This is a genomic window from Flagellimonas oceani (assembly GCF_011068285.1).
Classification (GTDB): Bacteria; Bacteroidota; Bacteroidia; order Flavobacteriales; family Flavobacteriaceae; genus Flagellimonas; species Flagellimonas oceani.
This window is the reverse complement of the sequence record NZ_CP049616.1, coordinates 1,976,167-1,999,340: the sequence shown is the minus strand read 5'-3', so window position 1 is coordinate 1,999,340 and position 23,174 is coordinate 1,976,167. Positions and strand designations below refer to the sequence as shown.

Here is a 23,174-nt window from a genome sequence, read left to right as displayed (position 1 = left end):
ATAATCTTTTACAATGTTTAAAAAATTCATACACAGACCTGTATTGGCTATTGTGATTTCGGTCATAATTGTATTTACGGGACTGCTGGCCATAAAACAACTGCCCATTTCGCAGTTTCCACAAATCGCGCCGACCACGGTCAATATTTTTATTGCTTACCCAGGTTCAAGTGCCGATGTGTTGGTGAAATCAACCCTTATTCCTTTGGAAACATCCATTAACGGGGTACAGGGTATGCGCTATATCGCTTCCGATGCCACCAGTGCAGGAGAAGGAACGTTGCGTGTCATTTTTGAACCCGGAACCGACCCCAACCAAGCTGTTGTTCGGGTCAAGACACGGGTAGACCAAGTAATGCCGTTATTGCCCGAACTTGTGCAACGCGAAGGGGTTATCATTACCCCCGTACAGCCCAGTATGTTGATGTACGTTAACCTGTACAGCGATGCCAAGGACAATGATGAGAAATTTCTCTACAATTATGCATACACCAAGATAATTCCCGAAATACAAAGGATCAATGGTATCGCAAGCGCCCAAATTTTAGGTAGCCGGAAGTTTGCCATGCGGGTTTGGCTAAAACCAGACCGCATGCGAGCCTATGATGTATCCGCCGAGGAAATCCTAACGGCAATGGAGGAACAGAGTATTTTGGCTCGCCCCGGACGTGTGGGGCGTAGCTCCGGAAAAAGGGCGCAATCGCTGGAATATGTGCTGGTCTATCAGGATAGGTATAACGAACCCGAGCAGTACAAGGATATCATTATTAAGGCGAACGGCGAAGGTGAACTATTGAAACTTGGTGATGTGGCCGATGTGGAGCTTGGAAGTGAGTTCTTTGATATTTACTCCAATTTGGACGGAGACCCATCTGCTTCCATAGTCCTAAAACAAACATTTGGCAGTAACGGTAGCGATGTAATAGATGCCGTAAAGGAAAAACTCGTAGAGCTTGAGGAGGAAATGCCACCGGGAATCGATTATAAAATCAGTTATGACGTTTCCAACTTTCTGGATGCTTCCATTGAGCAGGTTTTACATACGTTACGGGATGCCTTCATTCTAGTAGCGGTAGTAGTGTTCCTCTTTTTAGGCGATTGGCGTTCCACTTTGATTCCTATCATTGCCGTGCCCGTATCCCTTATCGGTGCATTCTTTGTGATGCAGCTCTTTGGGCTGTCCATTAACCTGATTACACTTTTTGCCTTGGTTTTGGCCATTGGTATTGTGGTGGATGATGCCATTGTGGTGGTGGAAGCCGTCCATATGAAGATGGAAAAAGAAAACATGACGCCTTACAAGGCCGCTTATGAAGTATTGGGGGAAATAGGTGGCGCTATTATCGCCATTACCATGGTGATGGTGTCCGTTTTTATTCCTATTTCATTTATGACGGGACCTGTCGGTGTATTTTATAGACAGTTTTCCATTACCATGGCGGGGTCGATTATTATTTCCGCGTTAGTTGCACTTACCTTGACACCGGTTCTCTGTGCCATGATGCTGAAGAACAATCACGGTAAGCCTAGAAAAAAATCACCCATTAACCGATTTATAGATTGGTTTAATAGGAGGTTCGAGAAACTCACAGGAAGATACATCAACGTATTGAGCAAGATTGTGAACCGAAGGATTGTGACCTTTGGCGTTTTGATAGCTTTTTGTGCCGGTATTTTCTTTACCAATCAAACACTTCCTGCAGGATTTATCCCCAATGAAGATCAGGGGATGATCTATGCGATTATCCAAACGCCTCCAGGTGCCACTTTGGAAAGAACGAACGAGGTTGCCCGAAAACTTCAGGCTATCTGTGAAGAGACCGAAGGCGTGGAATCCGTTTCCTCCCTGGCCGGTTACGAAATCATGACCGAAGGGCGGGGTTCCAACGCCGGCACCTGTTTGATCAACCTTAAGCCATGGTCGCAACGGGAACATTCCGTTCACGAGATTATGGAGGAGCTGGAGGAAGAGACCAAGGACCTTGGGGCGGTTATCGAATACTTTGAGCCCCCAGCGGTGCCCGGGTTTGGGTCTTCAGGTGGTTTTTCCATGCGTTTATTGGATAAAACGGACGGAACCGACTATCATGAGTTTGAGCGCATCAACAACGATTTTATGGATGCCTTGCGAGAACGAGAAGAGTTGAAGGGATTGTTCACCTTCTACGCGGCCAACTATCCGCAGTACGAGCTAAAGATCAATAATAAGGCCGCCATGCAGAAAGGGGTATCCATTGGAAAAGCGATGGAAAACCTGAACATCCTTATCGGAAGTACCTATGAACAAGGCTTTATCCGTTTCGGTAGGTTTTTCAAAGTGTATACCCAAGCAGCCCCCGAATACAGAGCGCTTCCTTCGGATCTAGAAAAGCTTTTTGTGAAAAACGAGAAAGGGGAAATGGTGCCGTATTCGGCCTTTATGAGCATGGAAAAAAGATTGGGCCCAAATGAGATTACCAGATACAACCTGTACAACTCAGCAGCCATTCGCGGTTTGCCAGCTGCCGGATATACAAGTGGGGACGCCATTAAGGCCATTGAAGAGGTCGCAGAGCAAACCTTGCCAAGAGGGTACGATATCGCTTGGGAGGGACTATCCTATGACGAAGCACAGCGCGGAAATGAATCACTTTACATTTTTATAGTCGTACTCATCTTCGTGTACCTCGTTTTGGCCGCACAGTACGAAAGTTTCTTGTTGCCCTTGGCAGTTATCCTATCGCTGCCCGTTGGTATTTTTGGCTCCTTTTTCCTCTTGAAGGCGATGGGGCTGGCCAATGATGTATATGCCCAGATCGGTATTATCATGCTGGTGGGATTGCTGGGTAAAAATGCCGTGTTGATCGTGGAATTTGCAGTGCAAAAACGTCGCGAGGGCTTTACCATTCTTAATGCTGCCATAGAAGGTGCCAGACAGCGTTTTCGACCTATTTTGATGACGTCCTTTGCATTTATTGCCGGTTTGATTCCCTTGGTGATCGCGACAGGAGCAGGTGCCATAGGAAATAAGACCATTGGCGGCTCTGCAATGGGAGGTATGATTGTAGGAACGTTATTTGGGGTTTTATTGATTCCCGGCCTATACTTCATATTTGCAAAAATGGCGGATGGAAAAAGCTTGATCAAGGATCAGCATGATGAACCAATGTCGGAAGAGTTTTTTCATCGAAATGATACGGTTTTTAAATTGAAGGCCCGTTTGCGCTTGATGAATCAACGTTTGAAAAAAATGACGACTTCAAAAAATGGAAAGAAGAATAAAAAAGGCAACCAAGATGAAGCATAGCAAATCACTTTTAGTCGGAATCATAACCATAACCATGGTGGCCCTCTATTCCTGCGTGCCCACTCGCGAGATAAGGGATGAGAACGTTACGGTCCCCGTGGTATATCAAAATCAATCCTCCGATACCACGAATACCGGTTTGGTGGAATGGAGATCGTTCTTTAAAGACCCTAACCTGATTGCACTGATAGATTCGGCCTTGGTGAAGAACCAAGAGTTGAACATTATGCTACAGCAGGTAGATATGGCCCAGAATAGGATTCAGGCCAAAAAGGGGGAGTATCTGCCTTTTGTCAACCTTCAGGCCGGCGCCGAGGTTGAGAAAGTAGGTGAATATACCCGAAATGGTGCGCTAGAGAAAAACCTTGAGGTGAAGGAAGGCGAAGCGTTCCCCGAACCCTTGACCAATTATAGGGTCGGGGCCTTCGCCACTTGGGAAATCGATGTCTGGAAGAAGCTCCGTAACGAGAAAAAAGCAGCTGTTTACGAATATTTATCCAGCGTAGAGGGCAAGAATTTTATGGTGACCCATCTGGTTGCGGAAATTGCCGACTCTTATTACGAGTTAATGGCCTTGGACAACCAAATGGCCATTATCGACCAAAACCTGGAGATTCAGCAGAATGCGTTGCGCATGGTAAAACTGCAAAAGCAGGCAGCCCGTGCCACGGAATTGGCGGTAAAGCGTTTTCAGGCAGAAGTGATGAAAAACCAAAGCCATAAATACGAAATTCAGCAGGAAATTGTAGAGGCAGAGAACCGATTGAACTTTTTGTTGGGTCGTACTCCTCAGCATATTCAAAGGGCGTCCGATGGTTTTATCGACACACCCATTGATACCATTTATGCCGGTATACCCTCACAGTTGCTGCGGAACCGTCCAGATATTCGAAACGCTGAATATGAATTGGCAGCGGCCAAACTGGACACCAAAGCTGCCAAAGCGAATTTTTATCCACAGTTTACCATTAAAGCTGGCTTGGGATTGGAAGCTTTCGATACCAAGTATTTGACCACAACCCCGGAATCGGTACTCTATTCCGCCATTGGTGATATGGTAGCACCATTGATTAACCGAAATGCGATAAAGGCCCAGTATAAGAATGCTACGGCCCGACAGTTGCAAGCGGTCTTCGAATATGAAAAGGCCATTTTGAATGGTTATATCGAAGTGGCGAATCAGTTATCAAATATTGATAACTTAAAAAAGAGCTATGAATTAAAAAATGGTCAAGTACAGGCATTGACGGAATCTATAGACTTGTCAACTCGTTTATTCCAATCCGCAAGGGTTGAATATATCGAAGTGCTTCTGGCACAGCGAGAGGCCCTGGAATCCAGAATGGAATTGGTAGAGACCAAAAAAGACCAGTTGTTGGCCCAGGTAAATATGTACCGCGCCTTGGGCGGCGGCTGGAATTAAGTCCCAAATCGATAGTTTTACCTGCTGTCTTGGCTATTGATTTACCCAAAATGAATCCCGGTTTACAATTGTAAACCGGGATTCTAATTTTATGATGAATTATTTTGTGGCGATATCGCTTAAAGCTTGATAAAGCTCAAATAGTACCGGATTTTTAAATTCATTGTTCCAAAGCACAACAATACGGTCGTTGTCAATAAAACGAAGTGCATAGCTGGAAGTTCCGGCCGAAGCTCCACCATGACTGACCGTTGAAGCAAATTCATTTCCCATATACGGGAAATCGATCAAGCTAAAACCATAGCCGTATGGACTTTGGTGAGGTCCCCATCCACTTTTTGCTTCTTCGGGCAGGGAATGGGGCTGAAATGCGAGAGCCCAAGACTGTTTTGAAATCAATTTATCCGTTCCAACGGCCATCATAAATTTATGCAAGTCCTGCAAGGTGGTTTTTTCCCCACCAGGACCGGAAAAATCAAGCTCCTTTGCCGGTAGCAACGGCTCGCCTGTTTCAAGATAATAAACGGGCATGCTTGGCCCATAAATGGGAGCGGACCAATACGTGTCCGACATATGCAGAGGCTTAAAGATTTTTTCCTGTAAAATGACATTGTAATCATCCCCCAAATGAGCCATTACAATTTCAGAAAGAAGCACATATCCTGTATTGCTGTATAAAAATGCTGTGCCCGGCTCGAATGCCAAAGCTGTTTTTGCAATTTTTTGCTCCAGAATACTCCTTTGGCTTTTTTGGTCGTGCTCCGCTTTCGCTCTTTCCTCATAAACTTGACTCGAGAACCCGGAACGATGGCTCAATAGATCGTGAACGGTGATTTTATCGGCTATTTTATGCTTGAACCATGGAAGGTGTTTGGATATGGGGTCTCCCAAAAGGACTTTTTCTTCTTCTAGCAGTTGTAAGATCAATACAGCCGTAAACATTTTGCCCACGCTTGCATCCCAGAATCGCATTTTAGGGGAGTTGGGAATGTTCAGGCTACGGTCGGCAAGTCCGAACGCTCCTTCATAAATTATGTTTTCTCCCTCGGCAACCAACAGGGCACCGTGCGTTTTTCCTTCATCAAAAAGTTGTTTGGCAAAGGCCTCGATTTTAGGCGCATCCTCTTTAGTAAGTTGACCAAAGCTTATGGACACGATAAAAAAACAATAAATACATATAAAATAGTTGACTCTCATCTATCAAATTTTATGTTTTATGGGTTCTTATGATTGTCAATTTGCGTTTGGGACAGTCCCAAAAACTCAGCGGCATTGTCATAAAAAATGTCCTCTTTTTGTTCCAGTGTCAGAAATTCTGCCGAATTGATGGCGTCCACCGCAATATCGATGGTCTCAGGCCATACCATTTGGTCGGTGCCAAACATGATTCTGTTACCGAAACCTGAATCCACCAAACCTTTAATGAAGTTATGGAATTCCGCTTTGGGCAATACCCAGTCAATCGCGGCCACATCCAAATATAATTGCGGATGCATGTACAGCATAGCTTTCATATCCTCTAAATAAGGCCAGCCTCCGTGCATTACATAAACCTTTAGGTTCGGATGGGCGACCAATACGTCCTCCAACTGTTTTGGGTTGGCGTTTTTTACCCTGATTTCACTCATTCCCATATGATAAAGTCCACCAGGAGGCCCTCCTGGCATAATATGGAAGCCTACGGGCAGATTCGCTTTTTCGGCCAAATCGAACAAGGGTTCAAGTGAGGCATCATCTGCGGTAACACCGCCGTAAAACGGATTTAGTTCACCAATGGCTACCAATTCCCCTTTTTCGGCCATCGTTTTCAACTGTTCAAGAGGCATATTTCGTCCACTTACCAGAATACGTTCTGGATCGTCCTGTTTCCATAATTGCCCATCGGAGGTCAGCGCCAGCACAATGTTGTGCTCATCCATTTTTTTAAAGGTTTCCATCTTTAGCTGTTCGGGTGTTTTCACGCCCTTGTACATTTCATTTTTCAATGGATTTGGATGGTCCATACCGAACATCATACCGCCTAATTCTTGATTGTAGGCGTGCAGGTGCATATCTATTATGGGGCCTATGTATTTTTGGGAGTGCAGGGTTCCCCAAAAGGAGAATAGTACCAACCCGATTAAAATTTTCTTCATGATTTGATGTACTGGTCGTTGAGTGCAACCAAGGTATCCGATTCAGAAATTCTGTAATTGTAAAAATCCGAACTCTTTGATTTGAACCGTAAGAACTCGGAAGGGGAGATTCCTCCAAATTCCCTAAAATCTTTAATGAAATGTGCCTGGTCAAAATAACCGCATGCATAGGAAATCTCGGTCAAAGAGCCATTCGAATCGCTTGAAAGCAATTGAGCGGCCTTGTTGAAGCGAATGATTTTTCGGTAGTATGCAGGACTCATTCCAATATGTTTTTTGAACAACTTTTGCAGTCCTCGATTTGAAATGCAAAGGGACTGGCTTAACGTATCAATAGAGATCGAGTTTTCGGAATTCAAAAGTTGCAGTGCGCAGGGGAGCCTGGGATCAATTTCTGGAAATCCCATTTTTTTGCTGATGAATATTTCCAGCAAGGAAAACATCTCTCCGATGGATTTACATTCTCGAAGTTGGGTGGCGATTTGCTCGATCTCGCTAGCTGGAAAAATGATATCCAACTCGCTCAACGTGTCCAGTAACTCGAAAGCAGGTATTTTTTTTAAATAGGAAAGCCCGTAACTACTAAATTGAATGGTCATGAACTTCATTCCAGTATAAGGTTTAAAGAACACAGTGGAGCTGCAGGAGGTATAAATGGAATGGGCCGATGAGGTTTTGTTGACCAGTATCTCCTCATCCAAAGAAAACAAAATATTGGTGGTCGCATTCGGAAATATGGCGGTTCTACCCTCTAAGATATCCTCTTGGGTCAACTCCACATAGGTCATAAACTTTACGACCTGTAAAAGTGTTGGATTTTTAGGTATGTGGAGTTGTTGAATCATTTTGGAGCCTACTTATTCTACCATAGTTGAGTCTGGAGTTTGGCCTGGCAACGGCAATTCGGTAACGGGAGCATCCCAGACCACTTTCCAATCTCCATCCATTTTTTCCCAGAGCACCATATAGTTGCCTTTATCTTCCATAGCTGGAATCGGCGAGTTTTCATTTGGTGTAAATATCATGGTGTATTTGCCGTATTCCGTCGCCAAATCACCACTGGCCTTCACTTCTTGCGTATTAAGGTCGAATTCCCATGTTCCAAATTGAATGTTCTGTTTCCAAGCGGCTTTATAGTTCTCGACCCCGATAACAGCAGGTTGGTTGGGCATAAACTGGATACTGTTGTCGGCGAAATGTACGGCAGCGGAGTCAATCATGCCCGAAGCATAAAATCCTTCGATTTTTTCATTCTTTTCTTCAATGATTTTTTGAATTTGCGCAGAATATGCCTCCCCTGACATAGGTTGAGGGGCGGGTTGCTCACAACTGGTGGCAAATCCAATGGTAAGCAATGCTGAAATACTAAGTAAGAATTGATTTTTCATAATGATATAGTTGATGGGTTATTACGCATTTTTATGTGCGGGGGAACTATATCAAATACAAATATTTAAAATATTATTCTACTACTAATGATGATGCAAGCTCCCTGTGCAACTTCCATTCACCATCTTTATCTTTTTTCATGATTACCATAAACGTATCTTCCATTTCGTGCACGGTTCCGTTTTCATCCGTATAGTACACGGAGCTTACGCCAAAATCGTAAGCCATGGTATCGGATAATATCACGGTTTCCTTAGGATTCATCTTTATACTGTCGTAACGGAATTTATTTCCGTGCTGTTCTCTAAGTTTTCGGTAGGCTATCCAGTCTTCACTTCCGGGACCAACGGAAATCATGTCCTTTGTCGTGAATTTTCCCAAATCCCCGTATCGTCTTTCCCTTACTGTTTGCTCAAAGGACTTTCTGACTTGTTCGATTTTTGCCAATTCTTCAGCTACATTGATTTTATTGGTCTGCTCTGGCTTCGCAACAACTTTGTCCTGTTTTTCATTACAGGAAAACAAAATCAATGCTATTATAAGAAATACTGGCTTTATCATAATGACATGGTTTATTCGCCCCCTTTGTATTTATCAAACCAAGCCAATACAGCAGCGATTTTCGCAATCAAGTTGCTGGGCTTGTTGGCGATACCGTGTCCAGCACCTGGAATGCGGACCATGGCGGTTTCCACGTTTTCCAACTTTAGGGCTGCGTAAAACTGCTCGGATTCCGCTATCGGCGTTCTGTAATCTTCCTCTCCCGTCAACAGCATGGTGGGGGTGGTCACATTGCCGACGTAGGTCAGAGGAGAGCGTCTCATATAATTTTCCGGGTCTTCCCAAGGTTTTTTACCGAACCAATATTTGGAGAAAAATTGAACCCCATCGGCATACAGTACAAAACTGGTCCAGTTGATGACAGGTTTGGCCACTACGGCAGCTTTAAAACGGTCTGTTTTGCCCACGATCCAAGCCGTAAGCACACCACCTCCGGAACCACCGGTAACAAACAAATTGTTTTCATCCACGTAGCCTTTTTCCAAAAGGGCATCCACGCCCGACATCAAATCTTCGTAATCGTGGTTGGGATAATCGTGGTGTATCAGGTTTCCGAATTCTTCACCATAGCTGGTACTTCCACGAGGGTTGGTGTAGAGCACCACATATCCCGCAGCGGCATAGGCTTGTATCTCGGCGGAATATACTGCGCCATAACTGGTAAAGGGTCCACCGTGAATTTCAAGAATCATCGGATATTTTTTTGACGGGTCGAAATCGGGCGGAGTTACTACCCAGCCTTGGATTTTTCTTTGGTCGTATGATGATTCCCACCACATTTCCTCGACTTTGCCCAATTTCTTGAAGGAGAAAAGGTCTTCGTTTACGTTGGTAAGCCGCTTAGTTGTCTTGGTATCGGCAGCCGCCAAATCGGATGGGTGACTGGTATCACCCATGGTGTAAGCGAATTTATTGTTGTTGGAAGCGGAGAAACTTGCTGCGTTATAGGGTCTTCCCAGCGATAGACCGCCGAGTCCGTCAGTAATATTATCCACCTTTCCCGATAGGCTGATCGAGCCCAATTTGCCCATACCTTGGTCGGTATAGCTAAAATAAAGCCCGTTGCCCTTACTGTTCCAAGCCATATCTTCCACATCACGGTCAAAATCGCCGGAGATCAATTGGGAATCGGAACCATCGGCGTTCATAACATACAAACGAGTAACTTGGTAACCTTGCAAGCGGTCGTCATAGCCCAAATACGCAATTTTGGAACCATCGGGGGACAAAACTGGACTTCCGTCTGGACCATATCGGTCTGTGAGCGGAGTGGTTTCCCCTGTAGTCACGTTAATTGAATAAATTTCACTATCGGCAGGTTCAAATTCTTCATCTTTATGGAAGTTGGCACTAAAATATAAATGACTGTTATCCTTGGCCCAAATAGGGCCTCCGTGGTCAAACTCGGAAAACGTAAGCTGTTTTGGTGTCCCTCCGCTAATGGGCAAGGTAAATAACTGGGAGTTCCCGCCTTTGTAATATCCGGCACCATCACCACGGTAGTTCATTTTGTCGATGTATTTTGGCGGGTCGTTCCATTTGGCCCCTTCTGGTTTGCCCGGCATTTTTATGATGGATTCATTCGCTTCGGGCACAAACATGTTGAAGGCTAGGTGCTTATCATCATGTGACCAAGAAACGGAGCCCGGGGATTGTGGTGTATTGGTGAGGGCCATAGTTTCCTTGGTATCCAACCACATGAGGTACAGCTTCATTTTATCATCCGCCATATTGGATTTGAAAACGATTTTTGTCCCATCATGAGACCATCTTGGGGCGAAATCGTTATGGTTGCCCGTGGTCAATGGGCGATTGTTGGAGCCATCAAAATTGATGATCCAAAGGTTGGACAGATTGCGGTCTGTCATCACATCCTTAAAATTTCGAACATAGATGATTTTTGAGCCATCCGGAGAAATCTGCGGATCGGAAACGTATTCCATATTGAAGATGTCCAATAGCTCCAGATTGGATTGTACTTGACCAAACCCTAAAGGGTTTATGGCCACAAACAATAACAGGGTGGCGAGTAATTTTTTCATGAAGTTGGTTAATTAGTTCTTTAAAAATAAGCAAATTATCCCTAGTTGGGATATAACTTTAAAAAGTAATACGATTAATAAGTGGTCGTGATGTTGTGGTCCATACTGAAATGAACAGGTCCAGTTTTTCTCTACTAGTGTTATTAAACCTATTAAGGTTCATTTTGAGAAGATTTGGTCGGAAAGGAAAGTTATATGCTAAAGAGAAGAGTGTTTTTTCATTAATTATCAATATAGATTTCAGACATTGACTTGTTATCGCTGCCATCAACTACAAATTTCACTTCTTTTTTGGATTTCGGAATCTGTACAATCAAAAAAGGGCTTAATTTTTTTCTGTCATTTTTTTCATTTGAATTGATAAAATTATACTCAATTATCAGTGTATCTTGACTTTCTTTAATTCCTTTCAAATGGATTTTATCCAATCCATTGTCAATGGAATTCGTCCTGAAAATCTCAATTAGCATCTGTTTTTTGTATAAACTTTTATCATCCAACTTGTATTTCTCGCGAAAATCAGGTGGGAGATAATCTTTATTGAAAAATTTATTGAAGCATACGATTTGTAAATTTTCGATGGGAGAATCAGTTCCCTCTGCAAGAACTGTGTATTCCACGTCTTTGTAATCATTGCTTTGTGAGAACCCATTATTTGAAAAAAGACAAAAATAGAATACACAAAACAACTTAAAAATGATGACTTTTAGTTTCATTGATTATCATTTTCTCGATTTTACCTCTCCCACTCCGTATGGAAAATACCATCACGATCCAAGCGCTCGTAGGTGTGAGACCCAAAATAATCGCGTTGCGCCTGAATCAAATTTAAGGGCAAACGACTACTGGTGTACGCATCAAAATAAGTTAGCGCATTGGAAAGTCCTGGCAATGGAATACCATTGGTGGCACCATAACTGACCAATTCCCTGGCGGCATCCACCGTGCTTTGCACTTTTTCCACAAATGAAGGGGACAACAGCAGGTTTTGTAAATTCTCATCGGCCTGATAGGCTTCTGTAATATCGGCCAACATGGCGGCACGGATAATACAGCCCGCACGCCATATTTTGGCGATTTCTCCCAATTCCAGTTCGTAACCATACTCTTTGGAGGCATCCGCCAATTGGTGCATGCCCTGTGCATATGTAATGATAAAGGCAAAATAAAGCGCTTGCTCTGCTTTGGACGTAAAATCAGCCTTGTTTACAGGTTTTGGAGAGGGCCGGTCGTACAATTCGTCCGCTTTTACACGTTCATCTTTTAGGGCGGATATTTCTCGCATGCTCACTGCAATATCAATGGTAGGCACTGGAATGCCCAGATCCATCGCATTTTGCGAGGTCCATTTTCCGGTTCCCTTTTGTTTGGCCTTGTCCAGAATCATATCCACAAGGTCGTTGTCCGTCAAATCATCTTTTTGATCAAAGATTTCGGAGGTGATTTCCACTAAAAAAGACTGTAGGCGACCTTCATTCCAATCGGAATAGGTTTTGTGAAGCTCATCGTTGGTGAGTCCGCCCGCTTTTTTGAGCAGGTCATAAATTTCGGAAGTCAACTGCATCAAACCGTACTCGATGCCGTTGTGCACCATTTTTACGTAGTTACCAGCTGATTTTGGACCCAAATAGGCCACACAGGGCTCTCCTTTATATTTGGCGGAAACAGCTTCGAAAATCGGCTTAACGTGCTGATAGGCTTCCTTGGAACCCCCAGGCATGATGCTTGGGCCTTTTCTGGCACCTTCGGCACCACCGGAAACCCCTGCGCCAAAAAAGTTGATGCCCTTTTCTTTTAGGTAGGCTTCGCGACGGTCGGTATCGGTGTAAAAGGAGTTTCCACCATCAATAATAATATCTCCTTCGTCCAAATGCGGCAACAATCCTTCGATTACACTGTCCACAATTTTTCCGGCCGGTACCAACAACATAATTTTTCGGGGGGTTGTCAACGCTTGAACAAAGGTTTTTACATCCGAAGAGGCGTTTACTTTGGCGGTATCACCACCTTCTTTGATCAGTGCACTTACCTTTTCTTCATCCAGATCATTTCCAAATGCGGAAAATCCGTTATCGGCCACATTTAAAATAAAATTACGTCCCATTACTCCAAGGCCCACAAGGCCAAAATCATACGTGTCTGCCATTTTATATTTTTTCTTCTTCTTAGGTGTTAAGACATCACTAAGGTTGATGTTTATTGAATTAGGAACCTAAAATAAACCTTATATTCGTGATGCTCAAAAATATTGACAGCTTATTAAAATGAATTTGTCAACGAGGGCAAAACTCGCCAGAAAACAAAAAACAATATGAAAAAGACCGATAATCAGATGCTCGTGATTTTTGGGGCATCGGGTGATTTGACCGCTAGAAAACTGATTCCTTCCTTATTCAATCTCTACTTGGCCAAACAATTGCCAGAAAACTTTGTGGTACTTGGTGTTAGCCGAAGCAATCTTTCGGATGAGGCATTCCGCGAACGTGTGGTGTACGATAGCGAATATTTGAAGAAAAAGACAAAAGATCTAGATCAAGAGAAAATAAAAGGTTTCGCCGACAAATTGTATTATGAGGATTTGGGCGATAGCTACGATACGGACTATGGTGCCTTGCGTAAAAGAGTGGAAACACTTAAGGAAAAGCACAATACATCGGGAAACATCATCTATTACTTGTCCACTCCGCCCACTTTGTACGAGACAGTTTCACAAAACCTGTCCAATGCGGGCATGAATGCCCAGAACAACGGTTGGAAACGATTGATAGTTGAAAAACCGTTTGGCTATAGTCTGGAAACCGCACAAGAACTGAACAAAGGATTGCATAAATATTTTAAGGAGCATCAGATTTACCGGATAGACCACTATTTGGGCAAAGAAACGGTTCAAAACTTATTGGTGACCCGTTTTTCGAACAGTATTTTTGAGCCACTTTGGAACAGAAATTACATTCAGCGGGTCGAGGTGACCAACGCCGAAAGTGTTGGGGTGGAAAAACGTGGTGGCTACTACGACAAATCGGGTGCCCTTCGGGATATGTTCCAAAACCATCTGTTACAGATTGTCTCCTTGGTGGTAATGGAGCCGCCAATCGGTGCCGATGCCGAGGAAATCCGAAATGAAAAGGTAAAGGCATTGAAATCCTTACGAATTATGACGGACGAGAAAGAGCTTTTTGAAAACACGATCAGGGCCCAATATGTGGCATCCAAAGTGGATGGAAAAGAGGTAAAGGGCTATCGCGAGGAAGATGGGGTTGATCCTGATTCCACTACAGAAACCTATGCCGCCATTAAGTTTTATGTGGACAACTGGCGTTGGCACGGGGTTCCTTTTTATGTGAGGACCGCAAAAAGAATGCCCACCAAGGTTACGGAGGTAGTGATTCACTTTAAAAAACCGCACCATCAAATATTCAAAGGGTCCGGTATGCAGGAAATGGACAATAAATTGATTATCCGTATCCAGCCCGATGAAGGAATCTTGGTCAAATTTGGGGTAAAAGTACCAGGGCAGGGCTTTAAGGTGGAACGCGCAAATTTGGATTTCTACTACTCCAGTTTGGTCGATACTTATGTAATGGAGGCCTACGAACGTTTACTATTGGATGCCATGCAAGGTGATGCCACATTATATGCACGTGCCGATGAGGTGGAGGCCGCTTGGGAGTTTGTAGACCCAATTTTAAATTATTGGCAAAGTGGCAAGGACGTTAGAATGTACGGCTATGCCGCAGGAGCATGGGGCCCCCAGAATGCGGATAATTTAATTGAAGACGATGGATATTGGCGAAATCCTACCGAGAACTTGGCAGATGACCCCGGCTATTGTGTAATCTGTTAGAAGTCAGAAGTCAGAAGTCGGAAGTCAGAAGTCGGAAGTCGGAGGGCGGGCAAAATATGTCAGTTCGAGCACAGTAGAGAACCAAAATTAATTCAAAATGGATTTAAAAATATATAAAGATAAAAAAGAGGTGGCCGAACAGTTTTCCAACTATTTGGTAGACCAGCTAAAGGATAAAGAAAGTTTTCACATGGCATTGTCGGGCGGTAGTACGCCAAAAATAGTTTTTGATGTGTTGGCCGATAATTTTGCCGATAAAGTGGATTGGAACAAAGTACATTTTTATTGGGGGGACGAACGTTGCGTTCCTCCTTCGGATGACGAAAGCAATTATAAAATGACGGTGGAGCACCTATTTTCCAAAATTGAGGTACCCAAAGCGAACATCCATCGCATACTGGGCGAGAAGAGTCCTACCGATGAAGCCATACGGTATGCCAATTTATTGGAAATTAACATGGACAGGGTGGAAGAAGTGCCCCAATTTGATTTGGTGATCTTGGGTATGGGCGATGACGGTCACACGGCCTCTATCTTCCCACATGAAATTGAGCTATGGGATGCCGAGGACCATTGTGTAGTAGCTACCCATCCAGATTCAGGCCAAAAACGGGTATCCATCAATGGTAAAGTCATCAATACGGCCAAAGAAGTGGCTTTTTTGGTCACAGGAGCATCAAAGGCTGAAAAAGTGGAAGCGGTGGTGGAGAAAACCGAAGGTTCAGAGGCATATCCGGCATCCTTGGTCAACCCGTCATCAGGAAATTTAGTATGGTTTTTGGATGAGGCGGCGGCATCATTATTGAAATAAAATATACAAGTACACTATTTTTAAACTTGACGATATTTGTAAAATCAATTTAGTCCTTCCACCACTCTGCCAATTCTATCTCTTTAGCTTTTTCATCATTATCAAACCAAGCTTTTTTAAAATTCCTCCACCCTTTATCATCATACTTTCCATTTGGATAAAACTCTCCAGCTCCAGTATCAAAATCTGGCCCAACGTTCGGAACATAATAATCTGCCCAATAGCAAATTTTAGCTTTCTTGGTTTTGTAATCCGTCCATTTGCCTATAAAGGCATTATTCTCTGGTCTCACCTCAAAATCATCGTATTTTATTTCATTTTTTATGTTTAAATACCATTTTGAATATAAACTTCCTTTAAAGGCCCCACTATACTTTTGTGATTTATTTTCATGAAATTTATAATTTGCAGTTAAAACACCTCTGTCCTTGATATGATTCAAATCAATCCCCTCGTATTCCAAATATTTGGGATGTACCTCTTTCAACCCAAATATTCTTGTCAGCGTTATGGTTCCTTGAAATTCGCAAATGTTGCCTTTGACATTGGATTTACCTTTCACTTTATATACTCTCGAATTTTCCGAATCCTTTTCAATTGATAATAGCTTAATTTTTATCCTTTGATAATTTTCCCCAATAATTCCAAAGATTCCATTGCTAGGGGTTTGGGTCCATATTTCTGAAAAATCAAATTTTTCGTAAGATGAAATCAAGTTTTCATTTTTGAGCTGATCGAGAGGAAGAAAATCGTTCAAGGCTTTTTTGTACCAAACGGTTCTTATTTGAATCGATTCTATTGTTGATTTTGTGTTGAAATCAGAAATGTTTAATGCTGTAAGGTCGCTCTCAAAAGAAATTTCTCCACCTATATAGGCGTTTTTGTTCAAAAAGAATTGAATCTTATCATTTGTTTCTATAAAGTAGTTATCATTGATATAAGAGTACCATAGTTGATAATCTGGATGAGCCATGACAAACTTTTCGATTGTAGTTCCCAAACCTATGTTCTCTTGTGTTTGAAATTCTTCCGATAGTACGTCAATAACACCAATGTTTGTATTATATGTATAGGAAGAATAATCAAATTCTGGAGTAATTCTTACTTGATCTTTATCATCAATGGAGAAAATGTAAACTGGTATATCTTCGGATCCTTCATCAGTATATTTTGTTTGGATTTCCTTTCTAACTTTAAAAAGTAGGTCCTTTGACTTCGCAAATGGTATACTTTCACCTATTTTGAAGATGCCTGCTTGACCATCGGAAATCAAGTACATATCATCGGATGGTTGAACCTTTTTTAAATTATCCATCCCTTGGACACTTGCGGTCACTGATAGAATGAAATAAAAAGTATTTATTATTTTTCTCATTTTTTATAATTTAAATTCGTTTTCAAGGATACCGAGGTTAAATTATCCAATAGAAAAATAGCTGATCAGTATATTTTTAAGTTTTATGTAATTCTAACTTGATTATGTTTTAAGTGGGGTCAGAAATGTAATTTTGGATTTTATCCGCATATTATCACAATTTTTTCAATAAAATTTGCAACTGATGAGATTTATTTTTTGAGCTTATCATATGAAGTTCATCTATATTCTTGTTCCTAAACAACATTGACCCTAGTAAAGGCCTTTCCAAGAACATTTTTTATGTTGGACCAAGATAAAAATATAAAGATCATTAGGAAATGCCGAGAAAATAGGTCAATCAAAATCCATCTTAACGTTTTCACCTTGTAGGAACTCCACGTACTCGTTTACTTTAAAATTGTTGGATTCGTACTTGCTATCACGTTTAAAAGCGGATTGCTTACGTTCTTTACTACGTGCAAAACGGCGGATATCCTGTTTGGTCTTTAAAACGAGCCCGGGAACTTTTTTATTTTTTCCATCTTTTCCTTTGGCTACCATGGTAAAATAGGAGGAGTTGCAGTGTTTTACCTCTCCTGTGGTCACATTTTCGGATTCCACCCGAACACCTACCACCATGGAGGTTTTTCCCGTGTAATTGATGCTGGCCTTTAACGTGGCCAGTTCACCAACTTCAATGGGGTTCAAGAAATCCACACGATTTACCGAAGCCGTTACGCAGTAGCTTTGCGAATGTTTGGAGGCACAGGCGAAGGCTATTTGGTCCATAAGGTTCAGAATGTGCCCACCGTGCACCTTGCCGCCAAAATTGGAGTGGGAGGGGAGCATGAGTTCGGTAATGGAAACCCTACTTTCTCGGGATGATTTGAATTTTTTCATATTTTGATGGAGTTTTGATACCCCCTTTTTTTAAAAGGAAATAAAAGACGTGCAAAATGATTATCAAATATAATCCAAAGCTTAAGGAACTTGCAAGGGAACTCAGGAGGAATGCTACGAAATCTGAAGTACGGCTATGGCAAAAGCTAAAACGTGACCAGATGCACGGATACGATTTTCACAGGCAAAAGCCTATTGATGAATATATAGTTGACTTTTTCTGCAACAAATTACAGTTGGCCGTAGAGGTGGATGGTTATTCCCATCAACTTGAAGAAGTTTGGGAGAAAGATGTAATAAAGAAAAATCGTTTGAACGAACTTGGTATAAATGTGCTTCGATTTTCAGATGCTGAAGTTTTAAGAGATATGGACAATGTTTTGCGAGCGATTGAAGCATATATTTTTCAGTTTGAAGCTAATGGAAATACACCTCCCTCAATCCCTCCTTCCTAGGAGGGAAGATGTTTATCCCCTCTAGAAAGAGGGGTTAGGGGTGTGTCTTTTAATTTCTAAAAATCGGTGATTTTTCAGATTTCACTTCTTTGATAAAATATTTGGTGTCGCCCAACCAAAAAAAAGTGGCGTAGCGTTCTTTGTAGGTCACCTTGATGTATTGACCTTGGAACTCCTTCATTTTTTCAATGATTTCCTTTTCACCATCTTCCACGGAGAACGAAAACACATTGGTGCCAGATAATCCCTGACTGATCTGTCCTTCCCAGGTCTTTACCAAAACACCTTTTCTACTGAATTTAATGAGCTCTCCCGAACGATACCCCTCGCTGTAGGGCACGTAATAGATAAAGGTAAAATACCCCACAATGCCAATAACTACGGCTGCAATAAAAATGATCAGGAATTTTTTCATAATATGGATGGACTAGTTAAGTTCTTCTTGGTCGTCATCAAGGGCACGTTTTAATAGTTTGTCGTCGATACTTTTGCTGGCCTTCGCTCCCAAAGATTTCAAATTCTCCACACGTTTGATAAGGTTGCCCCGACCGGTCAATTTTTTCATGGCACTTTGGTACGAATTCTGAACAGTGCCTATTTGATTCCCAACTTTCAAAAGTTCGTCGGTTAAATTGGTGAAGGAATCGTACAGCTTACCTGCCTCTGTGGCGATTTCAATGGCGTACCTTTTCTGTTTGTCATTTTTCCAGAGGTTGTCCACCAATTTTAATGCGGCCAAAAGCGTTGATGGGGTCACAATGATGACATCCTTTACAAAGGCATCTTCATACAGATTGGGCTCAAACGCCGAAGCGATTGCAAATGCGGGTTCTGTGGGTATGAACATAAAAACGGTATCCGGGCTTTCATCTATCAGGAGCTGATAACTTTTCTTGCTCAGTTCGTCCACATGCCTTTTAATGGAGTCTATATGCTGTTTTAGGTGGATTTCCCGTTGTTTTTCATCTTCTTCCGATACATAACGTTCAAAATGGACAATGGAAACTTTGCTGTCCACAATCATTTTTTTGCCATCGGGCAAGTGGATCAGCACATCGGTCTGGTATCTTTTACCATCCTCGTCCTTAAAACTGTCCTGTAGCGTATATTCTCGGTCCTTGGTCAGTCCGGATTTCTCTAAAATACGGGTCAATATTACCTCGCCCCAGTTCCCCTGCATTTTCGAATCCCCTTTTAAGGCCTTGGTCAGGTTTTCGGCTTCTTGTGTTATTTTCAGGTTTTGACTGCGCAAATCCAACAGTTGCTGTTTTAAGGCGGCGTGCAGCCCAAAATTTTCTTGCTGCGATTTTGCGACTTTTTCCTCGAACTCCTTTATTTTTTTATTGAGGGGGGTAAGGATGTTATCAATATTTTCCTTGTTGCTTTTGGTGAATTTCTCGCTTTTCTCGTCCAAGATTTTGTTGGCAAGATTTTCAAACTCCTTGGTGAATTTTTCCTGCAGTTTTTCCAGTTCTTGCTTTTGTTCCAGCAGTTTTTCTTCCAGATTGTCCGATTTGGATTCTTCTCTGGCCAAAGCAATTTCCAGTTCTGACTTTTTGGTCTGAACCTCCCGTAATTCTTCCTTCAATAAGGCTTCGGTTTCCTTGGATTTGATTTCCCTGTCCTGCCAAACACTTTCTGCGGACTTGGTTTTTAGTTTTTGAATGTACACCCCCGCAAATAGCCCAACGGCCAATGTGATGATGAAGCCTATGATAATATAGATAAGTTCTTCGCCCATTAAAAAATTTCTGAAGGATAAAGATAACGGATTACAAAGATAATATGTCATTCTGCGAAAGCAGAAATCCACAAAATGAATGTTGAAATTTGTCAGTTCGAGTGTTTTTTGGAAAAAACGTATCGAGAACTAAAATTTCAAATCCAAAAACTAATTCTCGATACAAAATTCCCTTGGAATTTCACTCGAATTTACAGTTCTTGCTAAAACGAACTTTCTAGATATAACTATCTGCAATCTCTATTTTGAAATCTTAAACGAACCCGTTTTAGCATCAAACTGAACCATTTCCGAAGGAAACAAACGGTCAAAATGTTTTTGTTCGATAAGTTGGCAAGGGTCTCCGAAGGGATTGCCTTTTCCATCCAAAATCAATATGCGGTCGCATAACTGAATGGCCAATTCGATTTCGTGGGTAGTGAACAGGATGGTTTTCTGTTTGTCGTGGGCCAATGCTTGAAGCATTTTGAAAATCTGCACTTTGTGGTACAAATCCAAATGCGTGGTGGGCTCATCCAACAAAATCAAGGAAGTGTCCTGTGCCATCGCCCGTGCCACCAGCACCCGTTGCAGCTGACCATCACTAAGCTCGTGGCACTTATTGTTGCGAAGTTCGCTCAACAAAAAAGCTTTCAAACTAGTTTGGATCTGTTGCTTGTCTTCTTTCGTCAAGGTGCCCAACCAATTGGTGTAGGGTTGTCGCCCCAAGGCAATCAATTCCTGTACGGTCAGGTTTTTGGAAGCAGGCTGCTCCGTCAATACCACGCTGAGTTCCTTGGAAAGGTCGGAGGAGGTGTATTTTTCCAGACTTTGGCCTTTCAACCGAATGTTTCCATCAAGTTTAGGCTGAAATCCCCCCAAAGTGCGCAACAAAGTTGATTTTCCGATGCCGTTGATGCCCACAACCCCGCATAGCATTCCAGTTTCCAAATCAAAATTGATACGCTCAGCGACTGTTTTGGAGTCATACCCGATGGATAAATCAGAAATTGACAATATGTTTTTTTCCGTTTTTTCCATCAAAACATCATTTTACGTTTACGAACCAAGAGCCAGATGACCACAGGAGCCCCCACTAAAGATGTAACGGCGTTTATGGGCAATACGCTGGCGGAATTGGGCAATTGCGCCAAAGTATCGCACAGCAGCATTAAAATGGCGCCGTAAAGCATTACGGCAGGAATCAATACTTTGTGTTCCATCGTATTGAAAATTTGACGGGTAAGATGCGGCACGGCCAATCCCACAAACGCAATGGGACCTGCAAATGCAGTGATACCACCTGCCAATAATCCTGTCGCGACAATGACGGTCAATCTGGATTTTTTCAAGGAAACACCAAGACTTTGCGCGTAGTTTTCTCCCAAAAGAAAGGCGTTCAACGATTTTATGGAGATAATACTCAGTAAAACACCTAGTGCGACAATGCCCCCCAACAAAAGCAGTTGGTTCACAGATAGATTGCCCACACTTCCGAAGGACCAAAAAATGAAACGTTGCAGGTTTTCTGCTGTGGAAAAATAGGCCAGAACGCTAACAATGGCCGAGGTAATGCTCCCGAACATCAGCCCTATGATCAACAGCGCCATGGTATCCTTCACCCTTTGGGCAACTATCATTACAATCAAAAGGACCAAAAAACTACCGATACTTGCGGCAATGGCCAAGGAAACATCGCCCAGAAAGGTAAATGCGCCATATCCTGTCAATAAAGTGATACCCATCAAAAGTAAAGCGGCTCCCAAACTGGCCCCCGAACTGATTCCCAATACAAACGGGCCGGCCAAGGGGTTCCTGAACAGGGTTTGCATTAAAAGTCCGCTCAAGGAAAGTCCGGCCCCGACCACAATAGAGGTAAATGCCTTGGGTATCCTATAATCCCAGATAATGTATTCCCACGAAGTGATTTTCGGGTTTTCTCCGAACAGGGTGGACAACATATCCGCGAAAGGGATGTTCACCGACCCCGAACTCACATTTAGGAGCCAAGCGCACAACAAGGCCAAAAGCATTAGCAAAAAGGAGAACCGATATGTTCGCGGCCCCTGCATTTATGGCAATGGTTTTATGAATTGCAGTTCGTGTTCCGGCAATAATTCCGGATGCAATATTTTGATGAGGTCCCTCAACACCACATCGGGGCGGTGAGGGGCCAACTCATAAAAAATAAGCCCTCCGGTTTCACCTTTGTCAATGGCGTTGGAATAGACGTGTTTGGTTTTAAATGCATCAAACTGTTGATGGTGCGTATTGGCCTCGGCCAATTCGGAGTAAGTGGTCACTGCTGATGGATTGAACCAATATTCAGCATCTTGGGCTTTTTCCAGGACCGACTCCAAACTGAGTCCTATGCTTCCGGTTTCATCAGTATCGGACCAAATATAATCGGCATTGGCATCCTGCAAAAATTTGGCCATCCAACTATTCCCACCGGCCACGTACCAGACATCTTTGTACAATCCGCCGGTTAAAACCGTTGGTTTGGTCTTTGCTTTTTGGGCAATCTCTTTGGCTTTTTTGTATGATGATTCAACCGATGCAAAAATACTGTCGCCCAAGGCTTCTTTTTGAAAGAAAGGAGCGAAGAATTTTATCCATTCCGCTTTTCCCAAAGGTGTGTGCTCCACCCAGTCGCCATTGTAGACTACTGGCGTTCCTGATTTTTCAATAATATCGTAGGCCTTGTTTTCATTATTGATGCTGAACCCGACAATCAGTTGTGGATTCAAGGCAAGCACCATTTCCGTATTGAGCTTATCGTTCATCCCCAAATCTTGGATTTGTCCGCTGTTCACGAGTTTTCTAGCTTCTGGGGAGGAGATGTAATCCGTATTGGGGAATCCGACCACGGTAGGGAGTTCCCCCAATTGTTTAATGGGTTCAATATGGGTTGTGGAGGTAAGCACTACTTTTTCTACAGGTGTTCCAATGATGGCATCATAAGCATCTCTGGGAAAAGACATGGCGGCCAGTTTTTCTTTTGGCACCAAGGCGTATTTATAATTGTCCGCTCCCGGCCACGCGTTGGATACTTCTATAACCGTAATGTCACCCTCATGTTGCACCGTGAAACCCGTTGCATGTGCAATGTTCGAAACTGTGTCATTTTTCTGAACAGGTTGCTTTTTTTCTGCATGTTTGCATCCCATCAAACCCACCAAAAGGAAGCTCAGGAATAGAATTGACCTTTGTTTTGTTGCCATACACCAAAAGTAAGATTATTTAAGTTT

General features: G+C 42.7%; 20 protein-coding genes. 5 read left to right on the top strand and 15 right to left on the bottom strand.

The features are described from left to right. The first annotated feature begins 13 nt into the window (after nucleotides 1-13). Nucleotides 14-3,286, top strand: a complete 3,273-nt coding sequence (locus tag GVT53_RS09240) for an efflux RND transporter permease subunit (protein WP_166248386.1) — start codon at nucleotides 14-16, stop codon at nucleotides 3,284-3,286. Next, nucleotides 3,246-4,709: a TolC family protein gene (locus GVT53_RS09235; RefSeq protein ID WP_166248385.1), complete on the top strand. Its 1,464-nt coding sequence runs from the start codon at nucleotides 3,246-3,248 to the stop codon at nucleotides 4,707-4,709. The genes GVT53_RS09240 and GVT53_RS09235 overlap by 41 nt, the downstream gene beginning before the upstream one ends. Before the next feature lie 99 nt (nucleotides 4,710-4,808). Here the strand turns inward: GVT53_RS09235 and GVT53_RS09230 are convergent, their stop codons facing one another. The 8 genes from GVT53_RS09230 to gndA form a co-directional block, all read right to left on the bottom strand. Next, a complete protein-coding gene (locus tag GVT53_RS09230; protein ID WP_166248384.1) occupies nucleotides 4,809-5,906 on the bottom strand; it encodes a serine hydrolase domain-containing protein in 1,098 nt (365 codons plus the stop codon). Between the two features lie 17 nt (nucleotides 5,907-5,923). Continuing rightward, on the bottom strand, nucleotides 5,924-6,844 hold the full coding sequence (locus tag GVT53_RS09225; RefSeq protein WP_166248383.1) for an amidohydrolase family protein: 921 nt from the start codon (nucleotides 6,842-6,844) through the stop codon (nucleotides 5,924-5,926). Continuing rightward, nucleotides 6,841-7,689 carry a helix-turn-helix domain-containing protein gene (locus tag GVT53_RS09220; RefSeq protein ID WP_166248382.1) on the bottom strand — a complete coding sequence of 283 codons (849 nt, stop codon included), beginning with the start codon at nucleotides 7,687-7,689 and terminating at the stop codon, nucleotides 6,841-6,843. Before GVT53_RS09220 ends, GVT53_RS09225 begins: the two co-directional genes overlap by 4 nt. A 12-nt stretch (nucleotides 7,690-7,701) precedes the next feature. Then, nucleotides 7,702-8,232 (bottom strand): YybH family protein, encoded by a 531-nt coding sequence (locus GVT53_RS09215; RefSeq protein ID WP_166248381.1) that lies wholly within the window; start codon nucleotides 8,230-8,232, stop codon nucleotides 7,702-7,704. A 73-nt stretch (nucleotides 8,233-8,305) separates the two neighbouring features. Further along, nucleotides 8,306-8,794, bottom strand: a complete 489-nt coding sequence (locus tag GVT53_RS09210) for a YybH family protein (RefSeq protein WP_166248380.1) — start codon at nucleotides 8,792-8,794, stop codon at nucleotides 8,306-8,308. A gap of 11 nt (nucleotides 8,795-8,805) precedes the next feature. Beyond that, nucleotides 8,806-10,836: a S9 family peptidase gene (locus tag GVT53_RS09205; RefSeq protein WP_166248379.1), complete on the bottom strand. Its 2,031-nt coding sequence runs from the start codon at nucleotides 10,834-10,836 to the stop codon at nucleotides 8,806-8,808. A gap of 221 nt (nucleotides 10,837-11,057) precedes the next feature. Further along, entirely contained in the window at nucleotides 11,058-11,552 is a 495-nt protein-coding gene (locus tag GVT53_RS09200; RefSeq protein ID WP_166248378.1) for a hypothetical protein, read from the bottom strand. Nucleotides 11,553-11,572: 20 nt separating this feature from the next. Then, on the bottom strand, nucleotides 11,573-12,982 hold the full coding sequence (gene gndA / locus GVT53_RS09195; protein ID WP_166248377.1) for an NADP-dependent phosphogluconate dehydrogenase: 1,410 nt from the start codon (nucleotides 12,980-12,982) through the stop codon (nucleotides 11,573-11,575). A 165-nt stretch (nucleotides 12,983-13,147) separates the two neighbouring features. On the opposite strand from gndA, the gene zwf reads away from it, so the two are divergent. Beyond that, nucleotides 13,148-14,680 (top strand): glucose-6-phosphate dehydrogenase, encoded by a 1,533-nt coding sequence (gene zwf / locus GVT53_RS09190; protein ID WP_166248376.1) that lies wholly within the window; start codon nucleotides 13,148-13,150, stop codon nucleotides 14,678-14,680. 97 nt (nucleotides 14,681-14,777) lie between these two features. Then, nucleotides 14,778-15,491 carry a 6-phosphogluconolactonase gene (pgl, locus tag GVT53_RS09185; protein WP_166248375.1) on the top strand — a complete coding sequence of 238 codons (714 nt, stop codon included), beginning with the start codon at nucleotides 14,778-14,780 and terminating at the stop codon, nucleotides 15,489-15,491. Nucleotides 15,492-15,540: 49 nt separating this feature from the next. Here pgl and GVT53_RS09180 read toward each other — a convergent pair whose 3' ends face one another. Both GVT53_RS09180 and GVT53_RS09175 read right to left on the bottom strand, forming a co-directional pair. Further along, nucleotides 15,541-16,866, bottom strand: a complete 1,326-nt coding sequence (locus GVT53_RS09180; protein ID WP_166248374.1) for a hypothetical protein — start codon at nucleotides 16,864-16,866, stop codon at nucleotides 15,541-15,543. Nucleotides 16,867-17,202: 336 nt separating this feature from the next. Beyond that, a complete protein-coding gene (locus tag GVT53_RS09175) occupies nucleotides 17,203-17,748 on the bottom strand; it encodes an acyl-CoA thioesterase (protein ID WP_166248373.1) in 546 nt (181 codons plus the stop codon). A gap of 56 nt (nucleotides 17,749-17,804) precedes the next feature. On the opposite strand from GVT53_RS09175, the gene GVT53_RS09170 reads away from it, so the two are divergent. Further along, the gene (locus GVT53_RS09170; RefSeq protein ID WP_166248372.1) at nucleotides 17,805-18,203 is read left to right on the top strand and encodes an endonuclease domain-containing protein; all 399 of its coding nucleotides are present in this window, start codon (nucleotides 17,805-17,807) and stop codon (nucleotides 18,201-18,203) included. 49 nt (nucleotides 18,204-18,252) lie between these two features. Here GVT53_RS09170 and GVT53_RS09165 read toward each other — a convergent pair whose 3' ends face one another. The 5 genes from GVT53_RS09165 to GVT53_RS09145 form a co-directional block, all read right to left on the bottom strand. Further along, nucleotides 18,253-18,618 (bottom strand): 6-phosphogluconate dehydrogenase, encoded by a 366-nt coding sequence (locus tag GVT53_RS09165; protein WP_166248371.1) that lies wholly within the window; start codon nucleotides 18,616-18,618, stop codon nucleotides 18,253-18,255. Nucleotides 18,619-18,630: 12 nt separating this feature from the next. Then, on the bottom strand, nucleotides 18,631-19,944 hold the full coding sequence (locus GVT53_RS09160) for a DNA recombination protein RmuC (protein WP_166248370.1): 1,314 nt from the start codon (nucleotides 19,942-19,944) through the stop codon (nucleotides 18,631-18,633). Between the two features lie 240 nt (nucleotides 19,945-20,184). Next, on the bottom strand, nucleotides 20,185-20,964 hold the full coding sequence (locus GVT53_RS09155; RefSeq protein ID WP_166248369.1) for an ABC transporter ATP-binding protein: 780 nt from the start codon (nucleotides 20,962-20,964) through the stop codon (nucleotides 20,185-20,187). Beyond that, a complete protein-coding gene (locus GVT53_RS09150; RefSeq protein WP_166248368.1) occupies nucleotides 20,964-21,995 on the bottom strand; it encodes a FecCD family ABC transporter permease in 1,032 nt (343 codons plus the stop codon). The genes GVT53_RS09155 and GVT53_RS09150 overlap by 1 nt, the downstream gene beginning before the upstream one ends. Then, nucleotides 21,996-23,147, bottom strand: a complete 1,152-nt coding sequence (locus tag GVT53_RS09145) for an ABC transporter substrate-binding protein (protein WP_166248367.1) — start codon at nucleotides 23,145-23,147, stop codon at nucleotides 21,996-21,998. Between the last annotated feature and the right edge of the window lie 27 nt (nucleotides 23,148-23,174).